Here is a 16,231-nt window from a genome sequence, read left to right as displayed (position 1 = left end):
TTGCGCTGTCGCGACAGGCGGACCTTTGGTCCGCTGAGAGCGGGGAGAGGGGTTTCACCCCGTCAATAAGCGCCCCGGAGGCGTCCGCTGTCAGTGCGCCAAAATGTCCGGGGTTTCCCAGCCGCCGAGATCCAGCTCGCCGCGGGCGGGCAGGAAGTCGAAGCAGGCCTGGGCCAGATGGGTGCGGCCCTCGCGCGCCAGCATGACGTCCAGCTTCGCCTTCAGGTCATGCAGATGCAGCACGTCGGACGCGGCGTACTTCATCTGGTCGGTGGACAGTTCAGGCGCGCCCCAGTCGGAGGATTGCTGCTGCTTGGAGATCTCGACGCCCAGCAGGTCCTTGCACAGATCCTTCAGGCCATGGCGGTCGGTGAAGGTGCGGACCAGCTTGGAGGCCACCTTGGTGCAATAGACCGGCTGGCAGCTGACGCCCAGATAGGCCTTCATCACGGCCACGTCGAAGCGGGCGAAATGGAACAGCTTGGTCACGCCGGGATCGGTCAGCAGACGCTTCAGGTTCGGCGCCTCGTACTGGCCGGGGCGGAACTGCACCAGATGGATCGCACCGTCGCCGGCCGACAGCTGCACCAGGCAGAGGCGGTCGCGGTGGGGGTTCAGCCCCATGGTCTCGGTGTCGATGGCGACGCAGTTGTCGCGGGCGCCGGCGGCGAGATCGAGGCCGTCGGGGAGGTCGCCGTCATGAAGGTCGATGGGCATGGTCGCTTCCCGGGTGGTCAGGCCCCCGGCCATGGACCCTAGAAACGACGAACGCCGCTCTGCACGATCCCCTTCCTAATCGAAGGAGCTGTGCATGCGGCGCAGCCGGGTAGAAAGAAATGGTGCCCAGGAGAAGACTCGAACTTCCACGACATTTCTGCCACAGGTACCTGAAACCTGCGCGTCTACCAATTCCGCCACCTGGGCTCGGTGCTCGGTGTGTGGGCGGTTGTTTAATGATCCGGCCGAGGGGCGTCAACAGCTTTTTTCCGACCCCTTCATTTTTTTGTCGCATCGCGGGTTTTCGCCCCACCGCCAGCAGGCGCGGCAATGCAGTCCCTAGCTTGGCGGCGGTCCATTCGCTATAAGCATGCCCGCAGTTCCAGCAGTCATCCAGGCGACACACAGTCGGACGACGCGCGGGGGCGCGCAGAAGCGCGAAGACCCCAGTTCCGGCGCGCAACGACACGGGAGACGGTCGATGTCCTATCGCACTCAGGTTATCACGGTGTTCGGCGGTTCGGGCTTCATCGGCCGCCACCTGATCCGGCGCCTCGCCAAGTCGGGCGCCCTCATCCGCATCGCCACCCGCAACCCGGGCAAGGCCGGTTTCCTGAAGACGGCCGGCGCCGTCGGCCAGATCGTGCCGTTCGCCACCGACTGCACCAACGACCTGTCGGTCGGCCGTGCGCTCCAGGGGGCGGACATCGCCATCAACCTGCTGGGCGTGCTGTACGAACGCGGGAGCCAGAGCTTCCAGGGCGTGCATGTCGATGCCGCCTCCCGCATCGCCCGGCTGGCCGCCGCCAACGGCGTCAACCGGCTGGTCCATGTCTCCGCCATCGGCGCCGACGCCTCCTCGCCGTCGGTCTATGCCCGCTCCAAGGCGGCCGGTGAGCAGGCGGTGCTGTCGGCCTTCCCGGCGGCGACGATCCTGCGCCCCAGCATCGTCTTCGGGCCGGAGGACAATTTCTTCAACAAGTTCGCCGCGATGGCGCAGAAGGCTCCGGTCCTGCCGCTGATCGGCGGCGGCAAGACCCTGTTCCAGCCGGTCTATGTCGGCGATCTGGCCGACGCCGTCGTGGCGGCGCTGGACAGTGACGCCAGCCGCGGCAAGACCTATGAGCTGGGCGGCCCGCGCGTCTACACCTTCCGCGAACTGCTGGACCTGACCCAGAAGGACATCCAGCGTCACCGTCCGCTGGTGACCATCCCCTGGAACGCCGCCGAGTCGCTGGCCGGCATCCTGGAGAAGGTGCCGGTGCTGGCCCCGGCGCTGACCCGCGATCAGGTGGCCCTGCTGAAGCAGGACAACGTGGTTTCCCCGACCGCGCTGGGCTTCAAGGATCTGGGCATCACCGAGCTGGCGACCTGCGAGGTGATCCTGCCGACCTACCTGTCGCGCTTCATCGTCGGCGGCAAGTACAGCGGCCTGACCAACAACGCCCACTGAGCGGGCGGAACAGGTCCGATGACTCCCGAAAGCCCCGGCCCCCGCGCCGGGGCTTCTGTTTTGTCCAAACTGTGGGCGCTCGCCGCCTTCGCCTGCGGCGCCGTCATCGGCACGCTGGGCGGGCTGATCGGGTTGGGCGGCGCCGAGTTCCGCTTGCCGCTGCTGATCGGCGCCTTCCGCTTCGGCGCGCTCGACGCCGTCATTCTGAACAAGGCGATGAGCCTCGTGGTCGTTGCCGCCGCCCTGCCGTTGCGCGCCGGTTCGGTGCCGCTCGGCCTTGTCGCCGCCAATGGCGGGGTGATCGCCAACCTGCTGGCCGGCAGCCTGCTGGGCGCCTGGATCGGCGCCGGCTGGGCGATGCGGATGGACGCCGCCCGCCTGCAACGGGTCATGGCCGTGCTGCTGGTGCTGATCGCCGCCGTGCTGATGTTTGGACATGGCATAGCCGGAGGAGCGGGGCCGCTGCTGGACGGGCCGGCGCTGGTCGTCGCCGGCTGTGTCGCCGGCTTCGCCATCGGAGCCGTCGCCTCGCTGCTGGGGGTGGCCGGCGGCGAGCTGCTGATCCCCACGCTGGTTCTGCTGTTCGGGGTCGATGTCAAGCTGGCGGGCAGCCTGTCGCTGGCGATCAGCCTGCCGACCATGATTGCCGGCTTTTCCCGCTACGCCCGCGACCGCAGTCTGGCGCTGCTGTTGCGGCAGCGCGGTTTCGTCCTGCTGATGGCGGCTGGGTCGCTGGCCGGCGCCCTCATTGGCGGGCTGCTGCTGGGCATGGTGCCGGACCGGGTGCTGCTGCCGGTGCTGGCGGCGATCCTGCTGCTGTCGGCCGTCCGGATGTGGCGGCATTGAGAAGTTCCCTGCCTCGACGGGCATTAAAAAGTTCCCGGCTCCGCCGGACATGGCACGCCTGCCCCGTCGCCGCTTGAATTCCGCCGCTGCCGCCGTCATGTGGGCGGTTCAACCATGGCGGGAACGGTGATGACGGGAGCAGAGGATATCCGGGGAATGCCGGACCGGGTGGTGGAGCAGGCATCGGCCGCGCGCTGGGCCACCGTCGCCGCCTTCTTCCTGAACGGCACCGTCTTCGGCGTGTGGGCGACGCAGATTCCGCTGCTGAAGAACCGGCTCGACCTCAGCCCGGCGGTGCTGGGGGCGGCTCTGCTCTGCCTTGCCGTCGGCGCCCTGACGGCGATGATCGCCAGCGGGCCGCTGCTGGGACGGCTGGGCAGCGCCCCGGTGATCCGGGTGACCGCCCTGCTGTTCGCCGGCCTGCTGCCGCTGCCGGCGCTGGTGCCGGACGTGGTGACGCTGTGCATCGTGCTGGCGCTGTTCGGCGCGTCGGGCGGCACCATGGACGTCGCGATGAACGCCCAGGGCGCCCTGGTGGAGCGGCGGATCGGCCGGCCGATCATGTCGTCGCTGCACGGGATGTGGAGCCTCGGCGGGCTGGCCGGGGCAGGCCTGGGCGGGCTTCTGCTGCCGCTGATGCCGGCGGCGGCGCAGGCCGGGCTGGTGTCGGCGGGGCTGCTGGTGCTGTTCCTGGTCATGCAGGGACGCCTCCTGCCCGACCGCAACGCCGGTGGCGGCGGGCTGGTGCTGCCCGACCGCAAGACCCTGCTGCTCGGCCTGCTCGCCGCCATGGCCTTCATGGGCGAGGGCGCCATCCTGGACTGGAGCGCCATCCATCTGCGCGACGACCTGGGCGCGCCAGCTTCCATCGCTGGCATGGGCTTCGGCGTGTTCAGCGCCGCCATGGCGATCGGGCGGTTCAGCGGCGACCGGCTGCGCCACCGCTTCGGCGGGGCGACGCTGATGCGCGCCGGCGGGCTGCTGGCCACGGCCGGGCTGGGATTGGTGTTGGCCGGGGGAATCGTCGCGGGAGGAGTGCCGGTGCTGGCGATGGTCGGATTCGGGCTGACCGGGATCGGCCTGTCGAACATCGTCCCGGTGCTGTTCAGCACGGCGGGGGCGGTGGACAGCGGCCATCCCGACCATGCGGTCGCCGCGGTGTCCACCATGGGCTATGCCGGCGTGCTGGCCGGTCCGCCGCTGGTCGGCTTCATCGCCGAAGCCACCAGCCTCGCCACCGCCTTCGCGATGATCGCGTTGCTGGCGCTGGGCATGGCCGCCGCCGCGGCCCGTGCGGTGCCGCGGCAGGCGGTTTGAGGGTTAGAGATAGAGGAACGCCAGCATGCCGGTGCCGACGGCGATGCGGTACCATCCGAAGGGGGTGAAGCCGTAGCGGCCGACGAAGTCGACCAGCGTCTTCACCACCAGGGCGGCGGCGATGAAGGCGGTGACGAAGCCGACCAGGATCAGCAGGCCGCTGTCCAGGCTCATCACCGACCAGTTCTTGTAGAGGTCGTAGGCGGTGGCGCCGGCCATGGTCGGCACCGCCAGGAAGAAGGAGAATTCGGCCGCCGCCTTGCGGTCGACGCCCATCAGCAGCGCGCCCAGGATGCTGGCGCCCGACCGCGACACGCCGGGAACCAGGGCCAGGCACTGGCAGAAGCCGATCTTCAGCGCCAGAGGGGCGGAGAAATTCTCGATCTTGTGATAGCGGGCGACCGGGATCAGCCGTTCCACCAGCAAGATGGCGACGCCGCCCAGGATCAGCGCGATGCTGACGACGGTCGGGTTGAACAGCACCGACTTGATGATGCCGTGCAGGCCGGCGCCCAGCACCATCGCCGGCAGGAAGGCGATCAGCACCGCCATCACGAAGCGCCGGGCGCCGGGATCGTCCTTCAGTCCCGTGGCGACGTGCCACAGCCGCTGGAAATAGACGACGCAGATCGCCAGGATGGCGCCAAGCTGGATCACCACCTCGAACACCTTGCCGGGCGGACCCTCGAAGCCGAGCAGCTCGTCCAGCATGATCAGGTGGCCGGTGGAGGAGACCGGCAGGAACTCGGTCAGCCCCTCAATCAACCCCAGGAGGGTAGCGTCCAGATATTGATCGATCATCATCGCGGCACGCAGCCTTCGGCACGGTTGGATGTTGCAGCGCTTATAACAGGATGGGACCATGCTTGGCGATGGCGTGGGGTCGGTACCCCTATTCGGGCGATAGTCCCGATATGGGACTAATTTTCTGTCGTGTTTTTGCGATACCCTGCCGTCACGCTCACGCATTTCAGCCTTGCGGGGGAAAAGGTCAACAAACAGGACCTATCGGTGCTTTTGTGCTTCCGCGGAGTGTGCGCATGCGTTATATGACGAGCGTCCGCCACTTCGCGGACGTTCGATTTCAACCCAGCCGGTCGGTGTAGGCCAGAGCCGCAGCCGCCGGTCAGGCGACGTCCCCCGGGTAGACGGTGGGGCCGCGAAGCGAAGGAGCAGAGGTCATGGCGAACCAGAAAATGTTGGGCTTCGTGCACACCGCGCAGAAGATGCCCGACAAGCGGTCTGCCGCCGACCGCCGCCAGGACTTCGCGGAAATCTACGCCCGCTTCAGCGACGAGCGCGCCGGCGAGCAGGCCAACCGCTGCTCGCAGTGCGGCGTTCCCTTCTGCCAGGTGCACTGCCCGGTCTCCAACAACATCCCGGACTGGCTGAAGCTGACCGCCGAGGGGCGTCTGGAGGAGGCTTACGAGGTCTCCCAGGCCACCAACAACTTCCCGGAAATCTGCGGCCGCATCTGCCCGCAGGACCGGCTGTGCGAGGGCAACTGCGTCATCGAGCAGTCGACCCACGGCGCCGTCACCATCGGCTCGGTCGAGAAGTACATCAACGACACCGCCTGGGAAAACGGCTGGGTCAAGCCGCGCAAGCCGGCCCGCGAGCTGGGCCTGTCGGCCGGCGTGATCGGCGCCGGCCCGGCTGGCCTCGCCGCCGCCGAGGAGCTGCGCGCCAAGGGCTACGAGGTCCATGTCTATGACCGCTACGACCGCATGGGCGGCCTGCTGGTCTACGGCATCCCCGGCTTCAAGCTGGAGAAGGACGTCGTCGCCCGCCGCGTCCAGCGTCTGGCCGATGCCGGCGTCATCTTCCATTCCAATTTCGAGGTCGGCCGCGACGCCACCCTGGCCGAGCTGCGCGAGCGCCACGTCACCATCCTGATCGCCACCGGCGTCTACAAGGCCCGCGACATCAAGGCCCCCGGCTCGGGGCTGAAGAACATCGTCCCGGCGCTGGAATACCTGACCACCTCCAACAAGGTCGGGCTGGGCGATCAGGTCGAGGCCTATGACGACGGCTCGCTGAACGCCGCCGGCAAGAAGGTGGTGGTGCTCGGCGGCGGCGATACCGCGATGGACTGCGTGCGCACGGCGATCCGCCAGGGTGCTACCTCGGTCAAGTGCCTGTACCGCCGCGACCGCAAGAACATGCCGGGCTCGCAGCGCGAAGTGGCGCATGCCGAGGAGGAGGGCGTCGAGTTCGTCTGGCAGGCCGCTCCGGAAGCCTTCACCGGCGACGACGTGGTGACCGGCGTGCGCGCCGTGCGCATCCATCTGGGTGTCGCCGACGCCACCGGCCGCCAGACCCCGCAGGTGATCGAGGGCTCCGACTTCACCGAGCCGGCCGACCTCGTCATCAAGGCTCTCGGCTTCGAGCCGGAGGATCTGCCGGGCATGTTCGGCTCGCCCGACCTGACCGTCACTCGCTGGGGCACGCTGCTGGTCGACCACCGCACCAAGATGACCAGCCTGGACGGCGTCTTCGCCGCCGGCGACATCGTCCGCGGCGCCTCGCTGGTGGTGTGGGCCATCCGCGACGGCCGGGACGCCGCAGAGGCGATGCACGCCTACGCCCAGACCGTCGGGGCCAAGCTGGCGGTCGCCGCCGAGTAAGGCGCTCCTTCCTTTCCGCTATCAAAACACCGTCTACCCCAGGGGGCCTTCCCTTCGGCCCCCCAGGTCAACGTCCAGACTGTGAAAGGGTCGTTCCATGACCACCGAATTGAACCAGGGTGAGCAGTTCGTCGCCGATTTCCGCGCCAACGCCGCGGCGCTGACCACTGCCCACGCCTACAATCCGGCCGACGAGCACGACGCCTGCGGCGTCGGCTTCATCGCCGCGATCGACGGCAAGCCCCGCCGCTCGGTGGTCGAAAAAGGCATCGAAGCCCTGAAGGCGGTCTGGCACCGTGGCGCGGTCGACGCCGACGGCAAAACCGGCGACGGCGCCGGCATCCATGTCCAGGTGCCGCAGAAGTTCTTCAAGGACCACGTCAAGATCATCGGCCACCTGCCGCCGGAGAACAATCTGGCGGTCGGTCAGGTCTTCCTGCCGCGCATCAGCCTGGACGCCCAGGAAGCCTGCCGCTGCATCGTCGAAACCGAGATCCTGGCCTTCGGCTACTACATCTATGGCTGGCGCCAGGTGCCGATCAACGTCGACATCATCGGCGAGAAGGCCAACGCCACCCGGCCCGAGATCGAACAGATCATCATCGGCAATTCCAAGGGCGTGTCGGACGAGCAGTTCGAACTCGACCTCTACATCATCCGCCGCCGGATCGAGAAGGCGGTGCAGAACGAGCGCATCAACGACTTCTACATCTGCTCGCTGTCGGCGCGCTCGATCATCTACAAGGGCATGTTCCTCGCCGAACAGCTGTCCACCTTCTATCCGGACCTGACCGACGACCGCTTCGAGTCGTCCTTCGCCATCTACCACCAGCGCTATTCGACCAACACCTTCCCGACCTGGCCGCTGGCCCAGCCCTTCCGCATGCTCGCCCACAACGGCGAGATCAACACGCTGAAGGGCAACGTCAACTGGATGAAGGCGCACGAGACGCGGATGGAGCATCCGGTGTTCGGCGCCAACATGGGCGACCTGAAGCCGGTGATCGGCGTCGGCCTGTCGGACTCGGGCGCGCTCGACAGCGTGTTCGAGGTGATGGTCCGCGCCGGCCGCAGTGCGCCGATGGTCAAGATGATGCTGGTGCCGCAGGCGCTGACCAGCTCGCAGACCACGCCGGACAACCACAAGGCGCTGATCGCCTACTGCAACTCCGTCATGGAGCCGTGGGACGGCCCGGCCGCGCTCGCCATGACCGATGGCCGCTGGGTCGTCGGCGGCATGGACCGCAACGGCCTGCGCCCGATGCGCTACACCATCACCACCGACGGCCTGATCATCGGCGGCTCCGAGACCGGCATGGTCAAGATCGAGGAGAACCAGGTGGTCGAGAAGGGCCGCCTCGGCCCGGGCGAGATGATCGCCGTCGATCTCCAGGCCGGCAAGCTGTTCAACGACCGTGAGCTGAAGGACCATCTGGCCGCCCAGAAGCCCTGGGGCCAGTGGGTCAGGAACACCACGCATCTGGACGAGCTGGTCAAGTCCGCCTCGCTGAAGGGCGAGCCGTCGGAGATGGAGAAGGAGGAGCTGCGCCGTCGCCAGATGGCCTTCGGCCTCGCCATGGAAGACATGGAGCTGATCCTCCACCCGATGGCGGAGGACGGCAAGGAGGCCGTCGGCTCGATGGGCGACGACAGCCCGATCGCCGTGCTGTCGGACAAGTACCGCGGCCTGCACCATTTCTTCCGCCAGAACTTCTCCCAGGTCACCAATCCGCCCATCGACAGCTTGCGCGAGCGCCGGGTGATGAGCCTGAAGACGCGGCTGGGCAACCTCGGCAACATCCTGGACGAGGATGAGAGCCAGACCCGGTTGCTGCAACTCGACAGCCCGGTGCTGACCACCGCCGAATTCCGCGCCATGCGCGCCTATATGGGCGAGACGGCGGCGGAGATCGACGCGACCTTCCCGGTGGAGGGCGGCCCCGACGCGCTCCGCGACGCCCTGCGCCGCATCCGCCAGGAGGCGGAGGACGCCGTGCGCGGCGGTGCCAACCACGTCATCCTGACCGACGAGGCGATGGGTCCGGACCGCGCCGCCATCCCGGCCATCCTGGCGACCGGTGCGGTCCACACCCACCTGATCCGTTCCAACCTGCGCACCTTCACTTCGCTGAACCTGCGCACGGCGGAGTGCCTGGACACCCATTACTTCGCAGTGCTGATCGGCGTCGGCGCCACCACCGTCAACGCCTATCTGGCGCAGGAAGCGGTGGCCGAGCGCCAGCGCCGCGGTCTGCTCGGCTCGCTGTCGCTGGAAAAGGCGATGACGAACTACAAGAAGGCCATCGACGACGGCCTGCTGAAGATCATGTCCAAGATGGGCATCTCGGTCATCAGCAGCTACCGCGGCGGCGGCAACTTCGAGGCCATCGGCCTGAGCCGCGCCCTGGTCGCCGAGCATTTCCCGGCGATGGTCAGCCGCATCTCCGGCATCGGCCTGAACGGCATCCAGAAGAAGGTTCTGGAGCAGCATGCGCTGGCCTATGCCGGCGAGGCGCTGCCGCTGCCGGTCGGCGGCTTCTACCGCTTCCGCAAATCGGGCGACCGCCATGGCTGGGAGGGTGGGATCATCCACACCCTGCAGCAGGCCGTCACCAACGACAGCTACACCACCTTCAAGAAATATTCGGAGCAGGTGAACAAGCGGCCGCCGATGCAGCTGCGCGACCTGCTGGAGTTCCGCACCACCAAGGCCGCCGTCCCGGTGGACGAGGTCGAGAGCATCACCTCCATCCGCAAGCGCTTCATCACGCCGGGCATGTCGATGGGCGCGCTGTCGCCCGAGGCGCACGGCACGCTGAACGTCGCGATGAACCGCATCGGCGCCAAGTCCGACTCGGGCGAGGGCGGCGAGGATCCGGCGCGCTTCCGTCCCGACAAGAACGGCGACAACTGGAACTCCGCCATCAAGCAGGTGGCGTCGGGCCGCTTCGGCGTCACTGCCGAGTACCTGAACCAGTGCCGCGAGCTGGAGATCAAGGTCGCCCAGGGCGCCAAGCCCGGCGAGGGCGGCCAGCTGCCCGGCTTCAAGGTGACGGAGATGATCGCGCGGCTGCGTCACTCGACGCCGGGCGTGATGCTGATCAGCCCGCCGCCGCACCACGACATCTACTCGATCGAGGATCTGGCGCAGCTCATCTATGACCTGAAGCAGATCAACCCGGACGCCAAGGTCACGGTGAAGCTGGTCAGCCGGTCGGGCATCGGCACCATCGCCGCCGGTGTCGCCAAGGCCAACGCCGATATCATCCTGATCTCCGGCAACTCCGGCGGTACCGGCGCCAGCCCTCAGACCTCGATCAAGTTCGCCGGCCTGCCCTGGGAAATGGGCCTGTCGGAGGTGCATCAGGTCCTGACGCTGAACAAGCTGCGCCACCGCGTGCGGCTGCGCACCGACGGCGGCCTGAAGACCGGCCGCGACATCGTCATCGCCGCCATGCTGGGTGCCGAGGAGTACGGCATCGGCACCGCCAGCCTGATCGCCATGGGCTGCATCATGGTCCGGCAGTGCCATTCCAACACCTGCCCGGTCGGCGTCTGCGTCCAGGACGAGAAGCTGCGCGAGAAGTTTGTCGGCTCGCCGGAGAAGGTCGTCAACCTCTTCACCTTCCTGGCCGAAGAGGTGCGCGAGATCCTCGCCAAGCTGGGCTTCCGCTCGCTGAACGAGGTGATCGGCCGCACCGACCTGCTGCATCAGGTCAGCCGCGGCGGCGCCCATCTCGACGACCTCGACCTCAACCCGCTGCTGGCCCAGGTCGATCCCGGCGAGAATGCGCGCTATTGCACGCTCCAGGGCCGCAACGAGGTGCCGGACACGCTGGACGCCCGCATCGTCGCCGACGCCCGCCCGCTGTTCGAGGAAGGCGAGAAGATGCAACTCGCCTACAACGCCCGCAACACGCAGCGCGCCATAGGCACGCGGCTGTCCTCGATGGTGACGCGGAAGTTCGGGATGTTCGGGCTCCAGCCCGGCCACATCACCGTCCGCCTGCGCGGCACCGCCGGCCAGTCGCTGGGCGCCTTCGCGGTCCAGGGCATCAAGCTGGAGGTGATGGGCGACGCCAACGACTATGTCGGCAAGGGCCTGTCGGGCGGCACCATCGTCGTCCGTCCGGCGACCAGCAGCCCGCTGGAGTCGAACCGGAACACCATCATCGGCAACACGGTGCTGTACGGCGCCACCGCCGGCAAGCTGTTCGCCGCCGGCCAGGCCGGCGAGCGGTTCGCGGTGCGCAACTCCGGCGCCACCGTGGTGGTGGAAGGCTGCGGCTCCAACGGCTGCGAGTACATGACGGGCGGCACCGCGGTCATCCTGGGCAAGGTCGGCGACAACTTCGCCGCCGGCATGACCGGGGGCATGGCCTATCTGTACGATCCGGAGGACTCGCTGCCGCTCTTCATCAACGAGGAGAGCGTCATCTACCAGCGGATCGAGGTGTCCCATTATGAGGCCCAGCTCCGCGCCCTGATCGAGGAACACGTCGCCGAGACGCAGAGCCGTTTCGCCGCCGAGATCCTCAACGACTGGGAGCGTGAACTCGGCCACTTCTGGCAGGTGGTGCCGAAGGAGATGCTGCACCGTCTGGCCGTGCCGGTGACCCTGCCGCGCGCCATCCCGGCGGAGTAAGGACTGCCCTCTCCCGCCCCGCTCCACGGCGGGGCGGACAGCTCGCACGAAAACGGCGCGCCATCCGGCAGGACGGCGCGCCGTTTCCCGTTTCAATGGGCCGGAACGATGATGCGTGACCGGCTCAGCCGGCCATGACGCTGTGGACAGCCTCCAGGATGACCGCCGCCACAGCGTCGGGCTGCGACAGCAGGGAGAGGTGGCTTGCCTTCAGCTCCGTGGTCCTGGCGTTCATCCGCCGGGCGAACTCCCGTTCGAGCTCGACGCTGACGATACGGTCGTCGGCCGAGACGATGTACCAGTTGGGGCGGCTCTCCCAGGCGGCCTGGGTGACTTTCTCGCCGAAGGTGCTGGCGGGCAGCGGCGGCTGGAGCACCGCGAGCACGCGGGCCTCGGCCTCGGGAAGGTCGGAAGCGACGTCCTCGATCCAGCCTTCGACGCTGAGCTTGAGGTTGCCGGCCCCGTCGTCCTGGATCTTGCCCAGGCCCGGAGGCGGCGGATACGCCCCCACCAGTTCGCCGAGCGTCTCGCCGGCCTTGGGCGCGAAGGCCGCCACATAGACCAGCGCCTTGACCTTGGGATCGTTGCCGGCTTCGGTGATGACCGCCCCGCCCCAGCTGTGCCCCACCAGCACGACGGGTCCCTGGATGGAAGCCAGCGCCTGTCTGGTGGCCTTCACGTCGTCGACGAGCGAACTCGTCGGGTTCTGCACCGCGACGACGGGAATGTTCTTTTCGAGCAGGAGCGGGATGACCCGCTGCCAGCTTGAACCATCGGCCCAGGCACCGTGAACGAGGATGATTGTGGGCATTGGAATCGGCGGATTGCTCATGCACAGGCTCCTCTGTGAAGTCCATGCATCGGAGCTTAGGAGCGGCTCCCTTGGCGGAGCTTGTAGAATTCAGGCATTCCTGGTCGGTTCTGCCGCAGATCGCACGCTACAGGCTCCGCTCCATCACGATGCTGTCGAACCGGTTGCCGGGCGGAAACTCCATTGAATTGCGACCGATCGCCACGAAGCCGGCCGAGGCATAGAACTCCTCCGCCACTAGGCTGGCGTAGCACAGCATCCGCGATGCGCCCGCCGCCTCGGCATCGGCGAAGCAGCGGTCGAGCAATGCCCGCCCGACGCCGCGGCGCAGCCAGCCGGGATGGGTGGCAAAGTGCCGGATATGGGCCAGCCCGGGCTGCGGCGGACGCGTCGGCTCGCCCGGCCAGTCGAAGCTCCAGCCGCCGGAGCCCACCGGCGTACCATCCACGGCCTCCGCCAGATAATAGGTGCCGGCATCCAGCAGCGCCGGATTCGACCGGGTGATGATGGGCAGCACCCGCTCCATCACCGCCGGCGGATAGCCGGCCGGCATCAGGGCCGGATAGGAGGCCGACAGCACCGAGTCCACCGCCCCGGCATCCCCCGGCCCCGCCGTGCGGATGGTGAAACCGGGCTCGCTCACGGTTCGAATTCCCAGGGTTCCGCCTTCGCGGCAACGATCCATTCCCGCATCGCCGGCAGGGCCAGCACGGCGTCCATATAGGCGCGCGATTCTGGCGACACCGGAGCGCCATAGGTTTCCAGCCGCGTCACCACCGGAGCGAACATGGCGTCGGCGATGGTGAAGGCACCGAACAGGAAGGGACCGCCCGCCGGGATGCCAAAGCGGGTGCGGGCGTCGGCCCACAGCGCCTCGATCCGGGTGATGTCGGCGGCGGTCGTTTCGGTCAAGCCCTGACCCTTGCGGTCGCTCTTGAGGTTCATCGGCATGGTGGTGCGCAGGGAGACGAAGCCGGAATGCATCTCCGCCGAGACCGCCCGCGCCACCGCCCGCGCCGCCCGGTCCGCCGGCCACAGACCGGCGTCGGGCGCCAGTTCCGCCACATACTCGCAGATCGCCAGCGAATCCCAGACGGTCAGCCCGCCATGGATCAGGGAGGGGACGCGGCCGGACGGCGAATGTTCGGCGATGCGCGCGGCAGTATCCGGCTGCCGCAGGGGAATGACGGTTTCGGCGAAGGCCAGCCCGGCCTGCTTCAGCGCCAGCCACGGACGCAGCGACCAGGACGAATAAGCCTTGTTCCCCATCACCAGGGTCAGATCGGACATCGTAGAGAAATCCTTTTGGGCGTAAAATGCGGAGAACGAGGATGCTGCTCCGTCCGCCCGGACACAAGCGTGGGTTTCCTTCCGGGCGCGAACATCGCCGTGCGTTTCATGGCAAATGCACAAAGCCCCAACTCCGCAAGCGCGATCAAGCGGCTGCCGGCTAGCATCGGCGGGACTGGAGGACGTCACGCCATGACCAACGACAGCATCTCCGCCGGCCTATCGGCTGCTTGGCCCGTGCCATGCTCGGCGGTTGCGGCCAAGCCCGGCACGCGGCTCGATTACGGCGACCGGATCGAACGGGTGGTGACGTTCATCGCCGCCCATCTGGACGAGCCGCTCGACCTCGACCGGCTGGCGGAGGTCGCCTGCTTCTCGCCCTACCATTTCCACCGCGTCTACCGGGCAATCACCGGCGAGACGGCGGCGGAGACCCTGCGTCGGCTGCGCCTGCACCGGGCGGCGGGCGATCTGGTGCGCGACGGCATCGCCATTCCGACCGTCGCCCGGCGGGCGGGCTATGGCAGCGTCGAAGCCTTCACCCGCGCCTTCGGGCAGAGCTATGGCGTGACGCCCGCCGCCTACCGCAAGAGCGGGCGGCTCAATCCTCCGGTCCCGACCAACCATCGAATGGAGGATAGTATGCACGAGGTCGAAATCCGCGATCTTCCCGCCCACCGCATCGTCGGGCTGCCGCACACCGGCCCCTACATGACCATCGGCACCAGCTTCGACCGGCTCTATGCCTGGGCGTCCAAGCAGGGGCTGACCGGCCCGGGTACCCGCAGCTTCGCCATCTATTACGACGATCCCGAATCGGTGAAGCCGGAGGAGTTGCGCTCCTTCGCCGGGCTGATGCTGGACCTGGGTGTCGTGGAGGACGGCGCGGTCCGTGTCGTCGACATTCCCGGTGGGCGTCATGCCGTGGTCCGGCACCAGGGTCCCTATGCCGAACTGGGAGCGGTCTACCGCTGGCTCTACGGCGAGTGGCTGCCCAACAGCGGCCACGCGCCGGGAGACGCCCCCTGCTACGAGGAATATCTCAACAACCCGCGGGCATTGCCGCCGGCCGAATGGCTGACCGAAATCTGCGTTCCGCTCGCCGGCTGAACCAGCCGGAGCCGGCGATAAGGCCATCACCGGACGGGTGCGGCGCCATGGTCGCCGCCCCGTTCCCGTCCCGCCAGGTGACCGGAACCAGAGGATTTCCGCTGGAACTCCCTGCATTGGCGGAAAATGAAGCTTTCCGTTCGGGGCCGCGCGATCGTCTGCGCCCATCGCGGGCACATTCACACGGGACGGCGTTCGGGGTATAAACGCGAAGCCATTCCTCCACTTTCCGGACTTATGATCGCCCTCGATATCCCTACCGTCCTGCTTCTCTACCAGTCCTCTCTCCTGGTCGGGGCAGCGGTGTTCCTGCATGCACGGCGGCAGCGGAAGACGGCTCTGGGCTTCGGCACCCTGGCGTCCGCCTTCGCCCTGCTGGGAAGCGGAAGCGTTCTGGCGGGACTGGGCGAATACGCATTGCTGCCGAAGGCCGTCTGGACGCTGGTCACCTTGACCTGCGGCCTGTACGGACACGGCCTGCTGGTGGCCGGGATCGAGCGGTTGCGGACCGGGCGTCCACCGCGCCACTGGCGCTGGCTGGCCGTCTATCCCGTCCCGTTCTGGATCACGGCCTGGATCACCGGGTTCCATGAGGACAACCAGCTTCGCGCCATCGTCTTCCATCTGAATGCGGCACTCTGCCTGATCTGGGCCGCCCGGATCATCGACCGGCTCCGGCGGATGGAGGGGTTGCCGTCCTGCCTGCCGCTGGAAGCGGTTCTGGCGTGCAGCGGCCTGTCCTTCGCCGTCGGCGCCGGCACCATCCTTCTCGTTCCGGATTTCGTTCCCTGGCTGGCGGTCGAGTTCTTCGTGCAGATCCTGGGCAATTTCGCCATCACGATCCTGATCTACAGCGTCGCGATCGACCGGGCGGAGCGCAAGCTGAACCTGATGGCCGATCTGGACAGCCTGACCGGGATCGGGAACCGCCGCTTTCTGGAAAAGACGGTGCCGAAGCGCCTGTATCCCGGGGATACCGTCCTCTACATCGACCTCGACCACTTCAAGCAGCTCAACGACCGGTTCGGTCATGCCACCGGGGATGCCGTGCTGGTCGCCGTGGCCGCAACGCTGAGGGACGGAAAGCGCCCCGACGATCTGCTCGCGCGGCTGGGAGGGGAGGAATTCCTGCTTTTCCTGCCGGAGCTGAAGACGTCCGAGGCCCTGTCCATCGCGGAGCGGCTTCGACAAGCCATACAGGACATCCAGCTTCACCATCAGGGAGCCGACATCCCGGTCAGCGCCAGCATCGGCGTCGCTCGGGTCAAACGGCCGGACGAGGCGTGGCTGGACCTCGTCCATGCCGCCGACACGGCGCTCTACGCCGCCAAACGCGCCGGCCGGAACCGGGTCGTGCTGGCGTCGTCCCCCTCGCAGGAACCCGTGCCGGCCTGACGGCCGGTTGCAGCGGCCAC

General features: G+C 67.7%; 12 protein-coding genes and 1 tRNA gene. 7 read left to right on the top strand and 6 right to left on the bottom strand.

Annotation, left to right across the window (positions count from 1 at the left end; translation table 11 throughout):
- Positions 1-90: 90 nt before the first annotated feature.
- Together J2848_RS18410 and J2848_RS18405 are read right to left on the bottom strand one after the other, a co-directional pair.
- Complete coding sequence (locus J2848_RS18410) at positions 91-717, bottom strand: ribonuclease D (RefSeq protein WP_149235563.1); 627 nt, start codon at positions 715-717, stop codon at positions 91-93.
- 120 nt (positions 718-837) lie between these two features.
- Positions 838-924: transfer RNA gene (locus J2848_RS18405), tRNA-Leu, on the bottom strand.
- A 274-nt stretch (positions 925-1,198) separates the two neighbouring features.
- Between J2848_RS18405 and J2848_RS18400 the strand changes: the two genes are divergently transcribed.
- The 3 genes from J2848_RS18400 to J2848_RS18390 all read left to right on the top strand — a co-directional run bounded on the left by J2848_RS18400 (position 1,199) and on the right by J2848_RS18390 (position 4,333).
- Positions 1,199-2,170 carry a complex I NDUFA9 subunit family protein gene (locus J2848_RS18400; RefSeq protein WP_149235564.1) on the top strand — a complete coding sequence of 324 codons (972 nt, stop codon included), beginning with the start codon at positions 1,199-1,201 and terminating at the stop codon, positions 2,168-2,170.
- Positions 2,171-2,188: 18 nt separating this feature from the next.
- Positions 2,189-3,016: a sulfite exporter TauE/SafE family protein gene (locus J2848_RS18395; RefSeq protein ID WP_149235565.1), complete on the top strand. Its 828-nt coding sequence runs from the start codon at positions 2,189-2,191 to the stop codon at positions 3,014-3,016.
- A 156-nt stretch (positions 3,017-3,172) separates the two neighbouring features.
- Positions 3,173-4,333: an MFS transporter gene (locus tag J2848_RS18390; RefSeq protein ID WP_253568691.1), complete on the top strand. Its 1,161-nt coding sequence runs from the start codon at positions 3,173-3,175 to the stop codon at positions 4,331-4,333.
- A 3-nt stretch (positions 4,334-4,336) separates the two neighbouring features.
- Here J2848_RS18390 and J2848_RS18385 read toward each other — a convergent pair whose 3' ends face one another.
- On the bottom strand, positions 4,337-5,137 hold the full coding sequence (locus J2848_RS18385) for an undecaprenyl-diphosphate phosphatase (RefSeq protein ID WP_149235567.1): 801 nt from the start codon (positions 5,135-5,137) through the stop codon (positions 4,337-4,339).
- 377 nt (positions 5,138-5,514) lie between these two features.
- On the opposite strand from J2848_RS18385, the gene J2848_RS18380 reads away from it, so the two are divergent.
- Together J2848_RS18380 and gltB are read left to right on the top strand one after the other, a co-directional pair.
- Positions 5,515-6,960, top strand: a complete 1,446-nt coding sequence (locus tag J2848_RS18380; protein WP_149235568.1) for an NAD(P)-dependent oxidoreductase — start codon at positions 5,515-5,517, stop codon at positions 6,958-6,960.
- Between the two features lie 97 nt (positions 6,961-7,057).
- Positions 7,058-11,605, top strand: a complete 4,548-nt coding sequence (gene gltB, locus J2848_RS18375) for a glutamate synthase large subunit (RefSeq protein WP_149235569.1) — start codon at positions 7,058-7,060, stop codon at positions 11,603-11,605.
- A gap of 124 nt (positions 11,606-11,729) precedes the next feature.
- Here gltB and J2848_RS18370 read toward each other — a convergent pair whose 3' ends face one another.
- The 3 genes from J2848_RS18370 to J2848_RS18360 all read right to left on the bottom strand — a co-directional run bounded on the left by J2848_RS18370 (position 11,730) and on the right by J2848_RS18360 (position 13,706).
- Complete coding sequence (locus J2848_RS18370) at positions 11,730-12,437, bottom strand: alpha/beta fold hydrolase (protein ID WP_149235570.1); 708 nt, start codon at positions 12,435-12,437, stop codon at positions 11,730-11,732.
- 106 nt (positions 12,438-12,543) lie between these two features.
- Positions 12,544-13,059, bottom strand: coding sequence for a GNAT family N-acetyltransferase (locus J2848_RS18365; RefSeq protein WP_246194524.1), 516 nt, complete (start codon positions 13,057-13,059; stop codon positions 12,544-12,546).
- Positions 13,056-13,706 carry a glutathione S-transferase family protein gene (locus J2848_RS18360; protein WP_149235572.1) on the bottom strand — a complete coding sequence of 217 codons (651 nt, stop codon included), beginning with the start codon at positions 13,704-13,706 and terminating at the stop codon, positions 13,056-13,058. The genes J2848_RS18365 and J2848_RS18360 overlap by 4 nt, the downstream gene beginning before the upstream one ends.
- 192 nt (positions 13,707-13,898) lie before the next feature.
- On the opposite strand from J2848_RS18360, the gene J2848_RS18355 reads away from it, so the two are divergent.
- Positions 13,899-14,816, top strand: coding sequence for an AraC family transcriptional regulator (locus J2848_RS18355; RefSeq protein ID WP_149235573.1), 918 nt, complete (start codon positions 13,899-13,901; stop codon positions 14,814-14,816).
- A gap of 237 nt (positions 14,817-15,053) precedes the next feature.
- Complete coding sequence (locus J2848_RS18350) at positions 15,054-16,211, top strand: GGDEF domain-containing protein (protein WP_170307315.1); 1,158 nt, start codon at positions 15,054-15,056, stop codon at positions 16,209-16,211.
- Positions 16,212-16,231 lie beyond the last annotated feature (20 nt).

It is taken from the genome of Azospirillum lipoferum, from assembly GCF_024170005.1.
Lineage (GTDB): Bacteria > Pseudomonadota > Alphaproteobacteria > Azospirillales > Azospirillaceae > Azospirillum > Azospirillum lipoferum.
This window is presented reverse-complemented; position numbering and strand designations above follow the sequence as displayed.

What these genes read in the sequence shown, in the direction of transcription:
- J2848_RS18410 (WP_149235563.1), bottom strand. Translation starts at nt 717, where the DNA reads ATGCCCATCGACCTTCATGACGGCGACCTCCCCGACGGCCTCGATCTC.
- J2848_RS18400 (WP_149235564.1), top strand. Translation starts at nt 1,199, where the DNA reads ATGTCCTATCGCACTCAGGTTATCACGGTGTTCGGCGGTTCGGGCTTC.
- J2848_RS18395 (WP_149235565.1), top strand. Translation starts at nt 2,189, where the DNA reads ATGACTCCCGAAAGCCCCGGCCCCCGCGCCGGGGCTTCTGTTTTGTCC.
- J2848_RS18390 (WP_253568691.1), top strand. Translation starts at nt 3,173, where the DNA reads ATGCCGGACCGGGTGGTGGAGCAGGCATCGGCCGCGCGCTGGGCCACC.
- J2848_RS18385 (WP_149235567.1), bottom strand. Translation starts at nt 5,137, where the DNA reads ATGATGATCGATCAATATCTGGACGCTACCCTCCTGGGGTTGATTGAG.
- J2848_RS18380 (WP_149235568.1), top strand. Translation starts at nt 5,515, where the DNA reads ATGGCGAACCAGAAAATGTTGGGCTTCGTGCACACCGCGCAGAAGATG.
- gltB (WP_149235569.1), top strand. Translation starts at nt 7,058, where the DNA reads ATGACCACCGAATTGAACCAGGGTGAGCAGTTCGTCGCCGATTTCCGC.
- J2848_RS18370 (WP_149235570.1), bottom strand. Translation starts at nt 12,437, where the DNA reads ATGAGCAATCCGCCGATTCCAATGCCCACAATCATCCTCGTTCACGGT.
- J2848_RS18360 (WP_149235572.1), bottom strand. Translation starts at nt 13,706, where the DNA reads ATGTCCGATCTGACCCTGGTGATGGGGAACAAGGCTTATTCGTCCTGG.
- J2848_RS18355 (WP_149235573.1), top strand. Translation starts at nt 13,899, where the DNA reads ATGACCAACGACAGCATCTCCGCCGGCCTATCGGCTGCTTGGCCCGTG.
- J2848_RS18350 (WP_170307315.1), top strand. Translation starts at nt 15,054, where the DNA reads ATGATCGCCCTCGATATCCCTACCGTCCTGCTTCTCTACCAGTCCTCT.